Source organism: Oceanobacillus sp. Castelsardo, from assembly GCF_001659985.1.
Classification (GTDB): Bacteria; Bacillota; Bacilli; order Bacillales; family Amphibacillaceae; genus Oceanobacillus.
Genome location: NZ_LYCS01000002.1, coordinates 453,972 through 469,182 on the forward strand (window position 1 = coordinate 453,972; position 15,211 = coordinate 469,182).

The following is a 15,211-nucleotide window of genomic DNA, read 5'->3' on the forward strand; positions in this document are numbered from 1 at the left end:
TTATGGAGATTTTGAATAATCAACGATTTGATTAAGCGTTTTACCACGTTATATATCAAGTATATTTCTATTCTTTTAAAATGTCAACACGTAGGTTTTTTAAAAAGAAGACTTCCTTCTGGTACTTCTGTTATAACGGAATTGTTATACAACGATTCATAACTCTTTTGAATATAGCGGATCATTTCTATAGAATGGTCGGCATTGTATTTCGGTGATTTATTTTCTTTGATGCATTCCTGGAAATGTTCCACTTGTTCTAAATACTGATCTGATTGAAATGCTTCTTTATAAATAACATTATTTTGTATATCTTTCACGGTTACTTTACCACGTTGGTCTAATGATGATTGATCTGGACGGAAAGAACCATCAACGCGAATTGTACCTTCTGAACCAAAAATTTCATAATAATCGATGAAAGGTAATTCCATAGAAGAAGAAATTTCTGCTGTACGATTATCTTGATCAATTAATACACATGTTGAAGAAATATCAACCCCATACTCTGGATGAATATGACCGGTCATGGAAAACTTCACCGGTTTCATACCAACAATTTGGGTAATCGCATGCATTCCATAACATCCTACATCCCACATGGCTCCTCCACCAAGTTCTTTATCCAATCTAACGTTATTTGGATCATCTAATTGATAAGAGAAGTGTGCTTTCACATGTTGATAATCTCCAATAATTCCGGAATCTAATAATTCTTTTACCTTCGCATGTTGTTTATGGAATTGATACATAAATGCTTCCATAAATACAACGTTATTTCTTTCCACAGCTTCCTTAATTTCAATCATATCTTTCTCTTCTAACACAGCTGGCTTTTCTAATAATACGTGCTTACCAGCGTCCATTGCTTTAATGGCCCATTCTTTATGTAGTGAATTTGGTAGTGGAATATAAATAGCATCAATAGTTGGATCATGAACGAGTTCTTCATACGATTCATAGATGGTTGGAATCTTAAATTTTTCCGCTTTTTCTTTTGTTCTCGATGCAATGGCTGAAACGACTGCATTTTCAGACCGTCGTAATGCAGGTACCATTTGTTCATAAGCTATATTTGCTGCACTTAAAATTCCCCATCTCACTTTGGACATAGATTTCTTCCTCCTTAAATATTCTATAAATTAATCTGCGGTCCGATTATTCGATTAACGAATTCTCACCGCAAGTAACGGATTTCTGTTCTCAGATATTTGAGCAGCTAAGAGAGTGAAAAAGTAAAGTATTTTACACTCTCTGATAACACTATTATATTAAGCTCCCCTGATTCAATGATTTAACCTCTACCTTTTCCCCTGATAAGAAAGACTGGGTTGCCGCTGTTGCAATTTCAAGCGCTGCCTTTCCGTCCACCGCTGTACAAAGTGGTGTTTCCCCTTTTCGTACCGATTCGATAAACGCAATCATTTCAAGTAGATATGCATCTTGGAAACGGGATGGGAAGTCTTGAATTAAATCATGTGTACTTCCTTTTGATGTTAGAATGTTTACATCTGTATTGCGCATGGAACCAATTTGAATGGATCCTTCTGTCCCTACTACTTCCCCACGGATATCATAGGCATATGGAGCAACACGCATTGTTTCCACATCACCTGTCGCACCACCATCAAATGTTACATACGTTAAACCTTGGTCAACATCATTGTATTTTTTCATAAAACGATTGGATTCTAGTAAAATACTTCCTGTAGATTGCACGGATGTTACATCTTGGTTCATTAAAAAGCGTGCGATATCATAATCATGGATGGCGATATCTAGGAAAATACCACCACTATATTTAATAAATTCTTCATGTGGTACATTTCCGTCACGGCTAAGCCCTTTAAAGTATAATGGTTTCCCAATGTCTCCCGCTTCAATTCTTTTCTTCGCTTCACTATAGGCTGGGTCAAATCTTCTCATAAACCCAACTTGACAGTTCACTTTCTGTTCCTCGAGAACTTGAATCACTTCATCCGCATCAGCAAGTTCTTTAGTTAACGGTTTTTCCACAAAAATTTGTTTTCCATTTTTAGCCGCTTCTTTAATTAATTCTGCATGTGTTGAAGTAGGTGTAACAATAACAACAGCATCGATGGTGTCATCATGAAAAGCAGCATTAATATCTTGAGACCAATTTTTCACTCCTAATTCTCTTGCTACTTGTTCCGCACGACCTTCCATTGGGTCAATGACTGTAACAAGTTCCGCACCTTTTACTTTTTGTGCAAGATTTTCTGCATGCCAGTAACCCAATCTTCCAAGTCCTAAGACCGCTGTACGTACTACTTCTTTCATATGATAATCCCCTCTCTATTTCACCTCATTAGTTTTTGGTAATCGGATTTGCTTTTATTTTTTCAATGGTTCCTATAATGAATTCTTTTGATTTCTTCGCATATTGAAATGGATTGTGATCGATAGGGTCTTGTTCCCCTTCAATTAACGCCCATCCCGAATAATTGTTTTCCATTAAAATTCTAAAGACAGGTTCAAAATCAAGTACGCCATCTCCAGGTACGGTAAACATGCCACTACGAATACATTTCCTTATGCTGTAATGCTCTTTACGAGCCTGGTCTAGTACATTTTGTCTGACGTCTTTTAAATGAACATATTTCACTCGATCAATATATTTTTGTAAAAGTTGTACTGGATCATTTCCACCGTAATATCCATGTCCTGTATCATACAGCAAGGACACAAAGTTTTTATCGGTCATCTCCATTAATCGATCTATTTCTTCAGGTTGTTCCACAACGGTACCTGCATGATGGTGATACACTAAATCCATACCATTTTCCTTGGCAATTTCCCCAGCTTTATTTAGCCCTTCCACTAGGTACTTCCAACCTTCATCATCTAATCTTTCAACATATGTTTCATCGATACCACGGGTTGGATCTTGGTTAAGCATCGACCCTCCTATTTCAGCTGTACTTATTACTTTACAGCCGAATTCCTTTAAAAGTTCAACATGGGCGCGATACGCTTTTAATTCTGCTTCATGTCTCTTTGGGTCGGAGAAGAATACTGATTTCCATTGCGTTGTTAACTGTAAACCGAATCGATTTAATGCCTTTTTTAATTCTTCTTTATCTTTTGGAAATTTACGACTAATTTCCGTTCCTTTAAAACCGAGGGCTTGAATATCACCCATCACCTCTTCATATGTATAAAAATCACCATGTTCCAATACATCTTCCCCAACCCAGTTAATTGGGTGGATACCAAGACTGAATGGTACAGATTGTAAAGTCATTGTTTCCCCTCCTTAAGAATATATTAGATGTCCCACATAAATGGGACACCTAATAATAATTAATTTTTAGCCAGTAACCATTCATGGTCTTTATCATTCGTAAATTTCCATTCACGAACAGGACCAGCCATCACGTTTAAGTAATATAATTTATATCCTGGTGGGTTTGATACTGGATGATAGCCTTTTGGAACAAGAACCAAATCGCCATCTTTGACCACGATTGTTTCATCCAAAGATTTGTCATGTGTATACACACGCTGTATTGCGAATCCATTTTCTGGAGAACTCACTCTATGATAATAGGTTTCTTCTAAATAACTTTCTTGCGGCAAATTATCTTCATCATGTTTATGTGGTGGATAACTTGACCAGTTTCCTTCTGGTGTGAATACTTCAAAAATGAATAAGCTATCTGCCGGCTTATCAGCAGGAATTATATTATGAATCTCGCGTTCTAGGCTACCGTATCCGCGCTGTGCTACCACTACATCTTCTGGAGTAATGAGATGAGCTTCATATGTTCCTTTGCCAGGAGCAGTACAAACAGCAATTTCTAAGTCAGTAAGCGCTGTAAGTTCAACTCTATCATTGGATGATACATAAACGGTATATGCTGGTGAGTCATCGAATACACTCATTCTTTCCCCAATATTATCCCACGCTTGTGAGTTTGTTTTCGCATCCGCTTTTCCAGAAAGAAGAACGACTGCTACTTCTAAATCTTCTGTTTCCTTTTCAAACGTTTGTCCCGGTTGTAGGTGGTATACTTCAAAACCTACATATTTCCAACCAGCATCCTCAGGTGTTACTTTAATCACACTTCCATCTTGATTTGGTGTTGCTTTTGATTTAATACGTAATTCTGACATGATTAGCCTCCTAAATTGTTTTACATCAATCATCCTGTGATGAGAAACAAGTCCCCACAGACATCGAGGATATCTGTACTCTCTTTAGATATCAGCTCTCGCACCCTTGATATCAGCTCTCGCACCCTTGATATCAGCTCTCGCACCCTTGATATCAGCTCTCGCACCCTTGATATCAGCTCTCGCACCCTTGATATCAGCTCTCGCTCCCCAGATATCAGCACTCACACCCGAGATATCGGCACACGCGTCGTGAGGCTTGTTCTTCTCATTCTAAAACCCTACTTAATATTTTCTAGCTTGATTTAACTTTTCTTCCATATTTTCATAGGCATTATTTACTGTTTCACTGTTAGATACTTCAGCGACACCTAGGCGCCACCAAGATTCGTAGCCAGGTACTTTACTTGGAAGGGTCTTAACATGAATTAACGTAGATTTTGTTTCTTGTTTCGCTTTCGCTAGTGCATCACGAAGTTCTTCTACCGTGTTAGCAGTATATCCTTTAGCTCCCATACTTCTTGCATGTGCAGCAAAATCAAATTCCATATATTCTCCACTTAATTGATTCGTGCTTGCATCACGATAACGGAATTCGTTTCCAAACCCTTCACTACCCTGACCAACTTGTAGTCCATGGATACATTGGAAACCGTGGTTATCTAGTAAAATAATATTGATTTTCTTGTTTTCTTGTAAACTTGTTACAAGTTCAGAATGCAACATTAGGTAACTTCCATCCCCAACGATTGCATACGCCTCACGATCTGGCTCAGCCATTTTAATCCCAAGCGCTGCTTGCACTTCATAACCCATGGTAGAGAATCCGTATTCCATATGATATGTTTTCGGATGAGAGCTTCTCCATAGTTTCAATAGGTCCCCCGGTAAGCTTCCTGCCGCACAAGTAATAATATCTTTTTCATCAATGAATTTATTTAATTCACCAATTACTTGGGACTGTTCTAACCCTTCTTCATTTTGTAAATTGAATAGACGATCTACTTCTTTATCCCAATCTTCTTTTAAGGAAGATAATTCACTTGCTTCATAACCAGATTTATAGTTCTCATCTTTTAGACGTTCAGCCAATGCTGTTAAGGCAACTTTTGCATCAGCAATGACCATTTGTGATTCCATCTTCATCGCGTCCATGGAGCAAACATTAATACTTAAAAATTCAACTTCTGGGTTTTGGAAAGCTACTTTAGAAGCAGTAGAAAAGTCAGTTAGACGAGTACCAATACCGATAATTAAGTCCGCGTCTTTTGCAAGAACATTGGATGCTTTTGAACCATTTGCACCAGTTCCCCCCATATACATAGGATGATCCCAGGCAAGTGCACTCTTTCCAGCTTGTGTTTCACCAACTGGGATTTGGAAGTCTTCTATAAATTGTTTTAACTCATCTGTTGCTAGGGAATAATGTACCCCACCACCTGCAATAATGAATGGTTTCTTTTTCGATTTAATAAGTTCTACTGCACGATCCAGTGCAACTTCACTTGGAGTTCTTCTTTCCACTGTGTGCGTACGTTTTTTGAAAAATTCAACCGGATAATCGTATGCTTCTGCTTGCACATCTTGTGGAAGTGCTAATGTGACGGCACCAGTATCAACTGGATCTGTCAGTACACGCATCGCATTTAAACAAGCAGTCATTAATTGCTCAGGACGTACAATACGGTCCCAGTACTTACTAACAGGTTTGAATGCATCCGTTGCAGACATCGTGTAATCACTAGGATCTTCAATTTGTTGAAGAACCGGGTCAGGCTGACGAGTTGCAAAATTATCACTTGGCAGTAATAGTACAGGAATACGGTTAACTGTAGCAGTACCTGCCGCTGTTACCATGTTTAAAGCACCAGGTCCAATGGATGTCGTACAAGCATAAATTTCTTGGCGATTTTTTTGCTTTGCATAAGCTGTAGCTGTATGGACCATCCCTTGTTCGTTTTTCCCTTGAATAAGAGTCATATCACTTTCTTCTCTTTCAAGTGCTTCAGCTAAACCAGTTGCATTTCCATGACCGAAGATACCAAAAATCCCCTTCACGAATTTCTTTACTTCCCCATCTACTTCAATGTATTGATTGTCCAAGAATTTCAATAGTGCCTGTGACATGGTTAAACGAATCGTTTCATTTTGAACTGCCCTTTTTTCATTTGCAACACGAATAGCTTCCATTTTATTTCCTCCTCTTATCTTTAATTAAAGAAATACTTTTTCTTTTATCTTAAATGATTCCGTGGCAGCGACAGCAACCTCCAATGATTTCTTGCCATCCACTTCATCGACAATTGGCTTCTTATTATTCTGAATACAGTCAATGAAATGTTCTAATTCCGCAACGAAAGCATCTTCAAACTTGGTAAGAAAATCTGGAACATTATCATGGTAACTCCTGTTATTTTTTAGAATAATATTGTTATGGTATTGAAGAGACCCTATCTGAATAGAACCTTCTGTGCCAACCACCTCTCCACGAATATCGTAGCCAAAAGTGGAATTTCTGCTACCTTCAATACTCGCCGTAGCCCCGTTTTTGAATTTCAGTACCGTAATGGACTGATCGACATCCCCGTATTTTTCCATAAAAGGATGTACGAGTACATCTCCAAACGATTGAACAGATTCCACTTCATCCTCCATTAGATATCTTGCAATATCATACTCGTGAATATTTAAATCTAAGAAAATACCACCACTCGTTTTAATATAGGATTCCGGAGGTGAACCTGGGTCTCGGCTAACTCCTTTGAAATAAAGAGGTTCCCCTATATCACCATGTTCAATCCTTTTCTTAGCTCGAACATACGCAGGATCAAACCTGCGCATAAACCCTACTTGGCAGATGACCCCATTATTTGCGACTTCTTTAATTACCTTATCCGCTTCTTCCAGTGTTTCTGTAACCGGCTTATCTACAAAAATATGTTTCTTACTTCTTGCTGCTTGACTAATAAGTTCCGCATGGGTTTTTGTTGGTGTCACGATGATGACAGCATCAATGGACGGATCATCAAATATTTCTTGTGGATCAATCGACCACCTAGCTATCCCCAGTTCTACTGCTGCTCGCTTTGCACTTTCTTCCCTTGTAGCAACAACAGCAACAATTTCAGCACCTTTCACTCTAGTAGCAGCATTTTTGGCATGAAAGATACCTAATCTTCCGACACCAATTACTGCACAGCGAATCGTTCTCAAATGTATCACTACCTTTTATAAAAAAGTATTTATAGCCTTAAACTCCTAAGTTAAGCGCTTTCGTTGGTGTTAAAAAAATATATTAAATCACCCGCTGATAGATTGGTAGCCCATTTTCCATTGGCAGGACAATTTCCCCTTTAATCATTGGAAACGCATAATCTTTAAAATCCATTGTCATTGAATTTTCTTTAGTGTTATACCATTCCTTTGGGATAAATCTTTCCTTTCCAGCTACTTCATTTAACTGTATAGTTTCATAAGATATATGGTAATCCTCATCATGTAAATCTCTTTTCAGGCTGACCATGATACCAGTATGATTCAAATTTGCTAGGCGAACAGCATGTATTCCTAAATGATAAGCCTCTTCTACATCTGTTTTCGAAGCGAGAGTCATACTGCTTCTTTGCCAAACACTTAAGGTCATATACCGGGTTTTAATACCTGTTTCATTTTTAATTATATCTTTCAGATGGGATGAAACTCCGCCCAATTTTGGTCTTCCTAAAAAATCATATTCCGTATTCCTATTTAATAATTCACCATTTTTCTTCCTAATTCCTTCTGCAACGACAAGAATCGTATTTCTTTTTTCATGATGTGCCTTTTCCAACTTATCTAAGCACCCAGCAAAATCAAATGCAACTTCAGGAATATAAATAAGTAGTTGACTATTTCCAGTAAGGTAATCCTCAGATAATGAACATGCTCCAGCAAGCCAACCCGAGTTTCTTCCCATCGTCTCAATAATAGTTACACCATTGCTTTCTGGATAACTACCCATATCCATATCTACATCGATGACGGAAGTTGCTAAAAACTTGGCAGTGCTCCCATATCCTGGTGAATGATCAGTACCAACTACATCATTGTCAATTGATTTAGGAACACCAATAACAATAAGATTATATCCGGCATCCACGACACACTCATGAATCGCCTTTGCTACACTCATGGAACCATTTCCACCTATGTAGAAAAAATACCGAATGTCATTCTTAATTAGGATACGTACTATTTCTTCTATATCCCCTTTAGATAATTTATAACGCCATGTACCGAGAGCTGCACCAGGAGTCCATCGCAATCTATTTCGATCACTAATGGAAAGATTCTTTAGACTGACAAATTCTTCATGCAGTAAGCCATGAATCCCACCTACAGAACCATAAACTTCTCCATTAAATGGAGTTCTTGATATTCCATCAATGATCCCGATAAGAGAATTATTTATAACTGCTGTAGGTCCACCTGACTGGACAATCATACAATTCCCCTGCATTTCCCTACTCCCTTCTTCTTATTGGTTAAGCGCTTTATCTTTAAAGTAAAAATAACTTCAATCTACAGTTTATATTATATTCTTAAAGTTCTAGTTAGTCAATAATACTTTGATTTTTTTAATTTTATTTTTCTATAGTCGGGTATATCACTTCAAAAGTAAATAACGGAGTGGCTCAATTCCCGCTCCGTTATGCTTTCTTTATTATTTATTTAAATAACCATTCACTTTTTCAATTCTTTCTTCTACATTTTCTGATGTAATAACTTTAGCACCAGAGTCAATTCTCTCTTCCACTTCTTCTCCTTTCAGCGCACTCACAGCAGATTCAACTCCTGTGTTCCCCATATTATATGGGTCTTGCGCAATATTTGCCTGCATAAAGCCATCTTGAACCGCGTTTAATCCATCTGGTGTACCATCAAATCCAATTAAAGGGAGATCCGTTTTTTCACTATTCTCAAGCCCTTTATATGCTCCTAAAGCCATATCATCAGATGTAGCAAAAACTAGTTTTATCTCAGGAGTCGATGTAAGGATATTCTCCATTAGATTAACCGCTTTAACACGGTCACTTTGTGCATCCTGTATATTAAATTCTATATCTAAATCTTTTAGAGCATCTTGGAAACCACCAGCCCTTTCATCATGTACTTTAGCACCCAGTTGTCCTCTAATGATTGCAACCTTATCTCCATCTTGAAGATTAAATTGCTCTTTAGCATATTCACCTGCCAATTTACCCGCATCATAATTTTCCGTGCCAATAAATGTAACTTTATCTTCAAAGCTTTCTACATTAGCATCTATTAAAACCACCGGAATTTCCGCTTCTTTCGCTTTAGATAAGGCGGGTTGCATTGCTTCTGGTAGACTCGCTGCGATAACTAGTGCGTCTACCCCCTTAGAAATTTGGTCTTCTACTATTTTTACCTGTTCTTCAAATTTCGTTTCTTCAGTCGGACCTAAAACCTCTACATTTACACCCAGTTCTTCAGCTGCATCCTTGGCACCAGCCATTGTCATCTTCCAGTATTCAGAACTAACAGACATCAATACAACTCCAATATTATAGCTTGAATCCCCACTTGACTTTTCACTGTTTCCAGTTTCTTCTGTGCTCGTACTATCTGTGGAACATGCGGTAAGAAGCAAAGCCAAACTAAATAAAAGAAAAGCAAAGTTTTTTTTCATATCCTATTTCCCCCTTTATTGTCATTTACCTAATAGTTCGTTTACTCTATTTAATTCTTCTGCTGCGTTATCTTGTGTAATAACTTTCGATCCGCTATTGATCAATTCATCAATTTTTTCCCCATCTAACACTTTAAGCGCATTTTCCACACCTAAATATGCCATGTTAAATGGATCTTGGGATACGGTACCAGCCATTCCACCATTACTAATCGATTCCAATGCATCTGTTGTACCATCAATTCCAACTACTGGTAGGTCTAAACCTTTTCCTTGAACAGCCTCTAAGGCACCCATTCCCATTGCATCATTTGCGGTAAAAACACCATCAATATCAGGATTGGCCGTTAGAATATTTTCCATTACTGTAACTGCTTTTACTCGGTCAAAATCTGCCGATTGGGAAGCAACAATTTCTATCCCTAATTCTTCCAACTTATCTTTAACCCCTTGAACTCGATCTTCGTTAACTTTCGCCCCTGTTACTCCTTCTAAAATTGCGATTTGATCTCCTTCTGAAAGTAATGAAGCTAAATGTTCTGCTGCCGTTTGTCCAGCAGTATAGTTATCAGTACCAATGTAAGTATCTTTACCATCCCATTCAAGATTTGTATCAATTAGTAATACAGGAATTCCGTCATCATTATATCTTTGAAGAACTGGAATTTGCTCTTCTGTACTAGGCATGACTACTAAAGCATCCGGTTTTTCTATTAATTGGTCTTCTAAAATATTTATGATTTGTGTTGTATCTGTTTGAGTGGTTGCAGCCATATAAGTCCCATTAACATCAAAATCTTCAAATGCCTGTTTTGCCCCTTGTTCAGCTAATTTAAAGTACTCCTGGTCAGACCCTTTTAATACAACAGCTACTTTTGGCTTTCCATCCCCGTTATCACTACCACTTTCTGTTCCACTATCAGATCGGCTAGCATTTCCTTCCTCACTACATCCAGCTAATATAGTAAATGTAACTGTAATCAGGAACAAAAAATAATACATGCTCTTTTTCATCCTATTTCCCCCTCATAATTAATGATAAATAAATTAATTTTTCTTTTCTCTCCTTCTAAGAACATCAACATAAACTGCTAAAATAATAACTAAACCAATAACAACTGTTTGTAAATCGGAAGACACTCCAATTAAATTCAATCCATTACGCAATACAGCAATAATCATTGCCCCGATAATTGTTCCAGCTACGGTTCCTACTCCCCCCATAAAACTTGCGCCACCGATAATAACTGCGGCAATCGCATCCAATTCATACGTTAATCCAGCAATAGGGGAAGCTGAATTTGTCCTACCAATTAATACTAATCCACCTAACGCTGCCATAAATCCACTTATCGTATAAACAATAACCAATACCCGATCAACAGGGATACCTGACAGGCGAGCAGCCTCTTTATTCCCACCGATAGCATAAATATATCTACCTGTAGATGTTCTATTTAGGAAAATATGCATCATAATTGCTACTACAATAACTAACATAAAGCTTATCGGAATCCCAACTACACTTTCTTGTCCAATATAGTTAATCATTAATGGGAATCCAAAAATTGGAGAAGCTGCTGTAACAATTAACGCTAACCCACGGAATACATTCATTGTTCCTAATGTAGAAATAAATGGGTGAGGTAATCTAAGCTTCGTTAAAAGCAAACCATTTATCATCCCTGCTAATGCTCCTACTAGCAAAATAGTTGCTATTCCCAGTATTGGAGACAAACCTAATGTAACAGTAACAATACCACCAGTTACAATTGCAAAAGCTAAAATAGAACCAACTGACAAGTCAATACCTGCAGTAATAATAGTTAGTAGCATCCCCATCGCTAATAATGAGTTAATAGAAACCTGTCTCAAAATATTCATCAAGTTATCAACTGTCAGAAAACTTGGGGTGAGAACTGTTAATATTGTAGATAAAATCAATAACCCTAACAATGCACCAAATTTATTTAATAATTTTTTCGTATCCCATTCCTTTTTTTTCTTTGGCCCTTCCACTTGTGGCTCCAAATTTATTGCACGTTCTTCCATTTTCATCAACCTCCTATAGCTGCCTTCATAATATTTTCTTGATTTGCTTCATCACGCATCAAATCTCCAGTAATTTTTCCTTCATTCATTACTAAAATTCGATCGCACATTCCAAGAATCTCCGGTAACTCAGAAGAAATAATAATGACAATAGAACCTTGCTCAACTAAAGAATTGATTAAGTTGTATACTTCTACTTTCGCTCCTACATCAATACCTCTTGTCGGTTCATCAAATATAAACACTCTCGCTCCTGTAAATAGCCACTTCGCGATAACAACTTTTTGCTGATTTCCCCCACTGAGGTTTTTGGCCATCAACTCAATATTACTAGGTCTTATCTTTAAATCTTGTGTATACTTATTCGCAATATTTCTTTGAGATTTAACACTTATTAAGCCATTCTTTTTTACAAAATTTAATTTAGCAATCGTTTCGTTAAAATAAATAGATTGATCTAAAAACAAACCTTCTTCTTTTCTATCTTCCGTAATAAAAGCGAGCCCCTCTTGGATAGCTTTTCTCGGATTGTCGATGTTTTTCTTTTCACCAAATATGTAAACATCCCCTGAGATTACTGGATCAACACCGAATATCCCTCTCATCAATTCCGTTCTACCAGCGCCTACTAATCCTGAAATACCTAGAATTTCCCCTTGGTATGCTGAAAAATTAACGGCAGGCGAATCAGACGTTAACTTAAGATTCTCAACTCTTAAACCCTCTTTGCCTTTTTTAAACTGCTTTTTGGGAAATTTATTCTCCAGTACCCTACCAACCATTAACGTAACCATTTCATCAACAGAAGTATTTTTAGCGGAAACGGTTTGTATTTTTGTACCATCTCTTAATACAGTAATTCTGTCACCAATACGTTTAATTTCCTCTAGACGATGAGAGATATAAATGAATGTCATACCTTGGTTTCTTAGATTCTCAATTGTGGAGAGTAGTTGTTCCGCTTCCTTCCCACTAAGACTAGATGTTGGCTCGTCCAAGATTAGTAGTTTGGCATTAAGAGACAGAGCCTTAGCAATTTCAACCAATTGCTGCTGACCTACTCCAAGATTACCTACTATTTCATCAGGGTCTATATTTTGCCCCAATCGGGATAGTAATTCCTCCGCTTTTTTTCTCATGTTGTTTCGATCTAATAAAGAATACTTACCACGTACTTTTTCTTCATGACCTAAGAAAATATTTTCCATAACGGAAAGTTGGGGGATTAAATTAAGTTCTTGATATATAGTAGCTATCCCAGCATCAATAGCATCTTTTGGCTTTTCAACATCTAAAACTTTATTTTCCCATTTAACCACTCCAGTGTCCTTTGTATACGCACCGGTTAGAATCTTGATGATGGTTGATTTACCAGCCCCATTCTCCCCAAGTAATACATGTACTTCCCCTTTTTTTACTTCTAAGTTAATTCCATGTAATACTTGTATCCCTGAAAAAGATTTACTTACATTTTTCATTTCGAGAAGCAAAGAAATCCCTCCTTACCATTTTAAATTAATACAACAATAAAATCTGCATCGCAGTAAGCGCATACACTAAAACAATTTCGAAATTCGGTTAAGCGCTTTACTTATTTGTATTATATTTTAACAAGATTATGAAGTCAATAACTTTTCTGAATATTTATATGAAGAATAATACAATATCTAGAATTAATTCAAATATTGCATTCTTTTATAACGTATTTTAAATATTTAACCTATGAACCAAAAAAATCGTGATGGTTAAGCGCTTATGATATTATACAAGTAAAACCATTATGCTTCTTTAATATCTACTGCATCTTCCTTACCATAATTACGAAAACGTTGTTCCAATTCTTCTAGAGAAAGTCCTTTTGTTTCTGGTAAGTATTTCACAACAAAAGTAATAGCAAATATACCGACAACGGCAAACATAAAGAATGTAATACTTAGTCCAAATCTACTTAATAGTATTGGGAATGAGAAGCTAATTAAGAAGTTCGTCATCCAGCTGAAAAATACTGCTACTCCAAATCCCAGCCCACGTATGCGTAGTGGGAATATTTCTGCCAACATTAACCAAGTTACTGGAGAAATGGCTCCCTGTTGGAAAGCAAGGAATGTAACGGTTAACGTCAGTACTATATACGGAAGTGCTGCTGTTCCTGCAAATAAATTTGAAAATAATCCAATTAATGCTAGAGCACTAGTTGTACCAATGAGCCCGACTGCTAACATAGGGCGCCTTCCGACTTTACCAAGTAACCAAATACCAACAAAAGTCGCTAGTACGGATATGACACCATTTGCAATATTACCTATTAGTGCTGCCTGAGTTCCTAGACCAGCATCTCTTAAAATTTCCGTTCCATAATACATAATAGAGTTAACACCTGTAGCCTGTTGAACGACTCCAATACCAATACCAATGAGTACAACTCGTTTTATCCATGGTATTTTTAAATCCTTCATGGAAGCTTTACCAAGGTTTTGTTCCGATCTAATATTCCCTTGAATCTCATCTAGCTCTGTATTTGCAGTATTAATGTCTCGAACTTCTTTTAAAACCTTAAGTGCATCTCCCATTTTTCCTTTTGATGCATACCAACGGGGACTTTCCGGAACAATTAACATACCCAACCATAATACCACTGCTGGAAGGGTTGCAAGAACAAGCATGATTCTCCATACACCAGGGTCTGCAACAGTGTTACCAAGGATAGCGTTAGACACGTATGATAGAAGTTGACCTGTAACAATCATCAACTCATTTTGTGTAACCATACGACCACGACGCTCTTTTGGTGACATCTCAGATAAGAATGTCGGTACAGTTACAGAGGCACCACCAACAGCAAGTCCAAGAATAATACGTGAAATAACCATTACTGGAACGTTTGGCGCTAGAGCACATCCTAATGTTGAGAAAAAGAATATAATGGCAAGCCATAAGATTAACTTACGACGACCATATTTATCAGAAAGTTGGCCTCCAAAAAAGGCACCAAATGCAGCACCTAATATCAATGAACTAGAGACAAGACCTTCTGTAAAAGCATTTAGGTTTAGCTGACTTTCCATTGACATAAACGGTAAAGCACCATTAATAACCCCAGTATCAAAACCAAATAGCAGTCCACCAAATGTGGCAATAATCGCTATGACCTTCAGCCTTTTATCACGTTCTTTAATCGTCATCGTTTTATCCGTAGATAAATCATTTTTACTCATTTTGTATTTCCTCCCATTAATAGGGCGAGGATTCCTTGTACAAGATGTAGTATTTACTAGTGAGGTATGAACCCTATCCCTCTCCTATGTAATCGGATTCATTTATATCCTTATT

Annotated in this window: 12 protein-coding genes; all 12 read right to left on the reverse strand. The window is 37.2% G+C overall.

Annotated features, from left to right (window positions below; all coding sequences use genetic code 11):
* Window positions 1-83 precede the first annotated feature (83 nt).
* Entirely contained in the window at window positions 84-1,112 is a 1,029-nt protein-coding gene (locus A9178_RS06320; RefSeq protein WP_082918112.1) for a Gfo/Idh/MocA family protein, read from the reverse strand.
* A 154-nt stretch (window positions 1,113-1,266) separates the two neighbouring features.
* A complete protein-coding gene (locus A9178_RS06325) occupies window positions 1,267-2,301 on the reverse strand; it encodes a Gfo/Idh/MocA family oxidoreductase (RefSeq protein ID WP_068673443.1) in 1,035 nt (344 codons plus the stop codon).
* A gap of 28 nt (window positions 2,302-2,329) precedes the next feature.
* The gene (iolE, locus tag A9178_RS06330) at window positions 2,330-3,265 is read right to left on the reverse strand and encodes a myo-inosose-2 dehydratase (RefSeq protein ID WP_068673445.1); all 936 of its coding nucleotides are present in this window, start codon (window positions 3,263-3,265) and stop codon (window positions 2,330-2,332) included.
* Window positions 3,266-3,324: 59 nt separating this feature from the next.
* Window positions 3,325-4,137, reverse strand: a complete 813-nt coding sequence (iolB, locus tag A9178_RS06335) for a 5-deoxy-glucuronate isomerase (protein WP_068673447.1) — start codon at window positions 4,135-4,137, stop codon at window positions 3,325-3,327.
* Between the two features lie 285 nt (window positions 4,138-4,422).
* Entirely contained in the window at window positions 4,423-6,327 is a 1,905-nt protein-coding gene (gene iolD / locus A9178_RS06340; protein ID WP_068673449.1) for a 3D-(3,5/4)-trihydroxycyclohexane-1,2-dione acylhydrolase (decyclizing), read from the reverse strand.
* A gap of 24 nt (window positions 6,328-6,351) precedes the next feature.
* Complete coding sequence (iolG, locus tag A9178_RS06345; RefSeq protein ID WP_068673450.1) at window positions 6,352-7,350, reverse strand: inositol 2-dehydrogenase; 999 nt, start codon at window positions 7,348-7,350, stop codon at window positions 6,352-6,354.
* Window positions 7,351-7,432: 82 nt separating this feature from the next.
* Complete coding sequence (locus A9178_RS06350) at window positions 7,433-8,635, reverse strand: diphosphate--fructose-6-phosphate 1-phosphotransferase (protein ID WP_068673452.1); 1,203 nt, start codon at window positions 8,633-8,635, stop codon at window positions 7,433-7,435.
* Window positions 8,636-8,839: 204 nt separating this feature from the next.
* Window positions 8,840-9,829, reverse strand: a complete 990-nt coding sequence (locus A9178_RS06355) for a sugar ABC transporter substrate-binding protein (RefSeq protein ID WP_068673454.1) — start codon at window positions 9,827-9,829, stop codon at window positions 8,840-8,842.
* Window positions 9,830-9,850: 21 nt separating this feature from the next.
* On the reverse strand, window positions 9,851-10,843 hold the full coding sequence (locus A9178_RS06360) for a sugar ABC transporter substrate-binding protein (protein WP_068673456.1): 993 nt from the start codon (window positions 10,841-10,843) through the stop codon (window positions 9,851-9,853).
* Window positions 10,844-10,876: 33 nt separating this feature from the next.
* The gene (locus A9178_RS06365) at window positions 10,877-11,881 is read right to left on the reverse strand and encodes an ABC transporter permease (RefSeq protein ID WP_156520712.1); all 1,005 of its coding nucleotides are present in this window, start codon (window positions 11,879-11,881) and stop codon (window positions 10,877-10,879) included.
* 5 nt (window positions 11,882-11,886) lie between these two features.
* Complete coding sequence (locus tag A9178_RS06370; RefSeq protein WP_369801958.1) at window positions 11,887-13,371, reverse strand: sugar ABC transporter ATP-binding protein; 1,485 nt, start codon at window positions 13,369-13,371, stop codon at window positions 11,887-11,889.
* Between the two features lie 288 nt (window positions 13,372-13,659).
* Entirely contained in the window at window positions 13,660-15,063 is a 1,404-nt protein-coding gene (locus A9178_RS06375; protein WP_068673660.1) for a sugar porter family MFS transporter, read from the reverse strand.
* Window positions 15,064-15,211 lie beyond the last annotated feature (148 nt).

Excerpts from the sequence above, each read along its gene's own strand:
- A9178_RS06350 (WP_068673452.1), bottom strand. The coding sequence starts at position 8,635 with ATGCAGGGGAATTGTATGATTGTCCAGTCAGGTGGACCTACAGCAGTT.
- A9178_RS06355 (WP_068673454.1), bottom strand. The coding sequence starts at position 9,829 with ATGAAAAAAAACTTTGCTTTTCTTTTATTTAGTTTGGCTTTGCTTCTT.
- iolB (WP_068673447.1), bottom strand. The coding sequence starts at position 4,137 with ATGTCAGAATTACGTATTAAATCAAAAGCAACACCAAATCAAGATGGA.
- A9178_RS06360 (WP_068673456.1), bottom strand. The coding sequence starts at position 10,843 with ATGAAAAAGAGCATGTATTATTTTTTGTTCCTGATTACAGTTACATTT.
- iolE (WP_068673445.1), bottom strand. The coding sequence starts at position 3,265 with ATGACTTTACAATCTGTACCATTCAGTCTTGGTATCCACCCAATTAAC.
- A9178_RS06325 (WP_068673443.1), bottom strand. The coding sequence starts at position 2,301 with ATGAAAGAAGTAGTACGTACAGCGGTCTTAGGACTTGGAAGATTGGGT.
- A9178_RS06365 (WP_156520712.1), bottom strand. The coding sequence starts at position 11,881 with ATGGAAGAACGTGCAATAAATTTGGAGCCACAAGTGGAAGGGCCAAAG.
- A9178_RS06320 (WP_082918112.1), bottom strand. The coding sequence starts at position 1,112 with ATGTCCAAAGTGAGATGGGGAATTTTAAGTGCAGCAAATATAGCTTAT.
- iolD (WP_068673449.1), bottom strand. The coding sequence starts at position 6,327 with ATGGAAGCTATTCGTGTTGCAAATGAAAAAAGGGCAGTTCAAAATGAA.
- A9178_RS06375 (WP_068673660.1), bottom strand. The coding sequence starts at position 15,063 with ATGACGATTAAAGAACGTGATAAAAGGCTGAAGGTCATAGCGATTATT.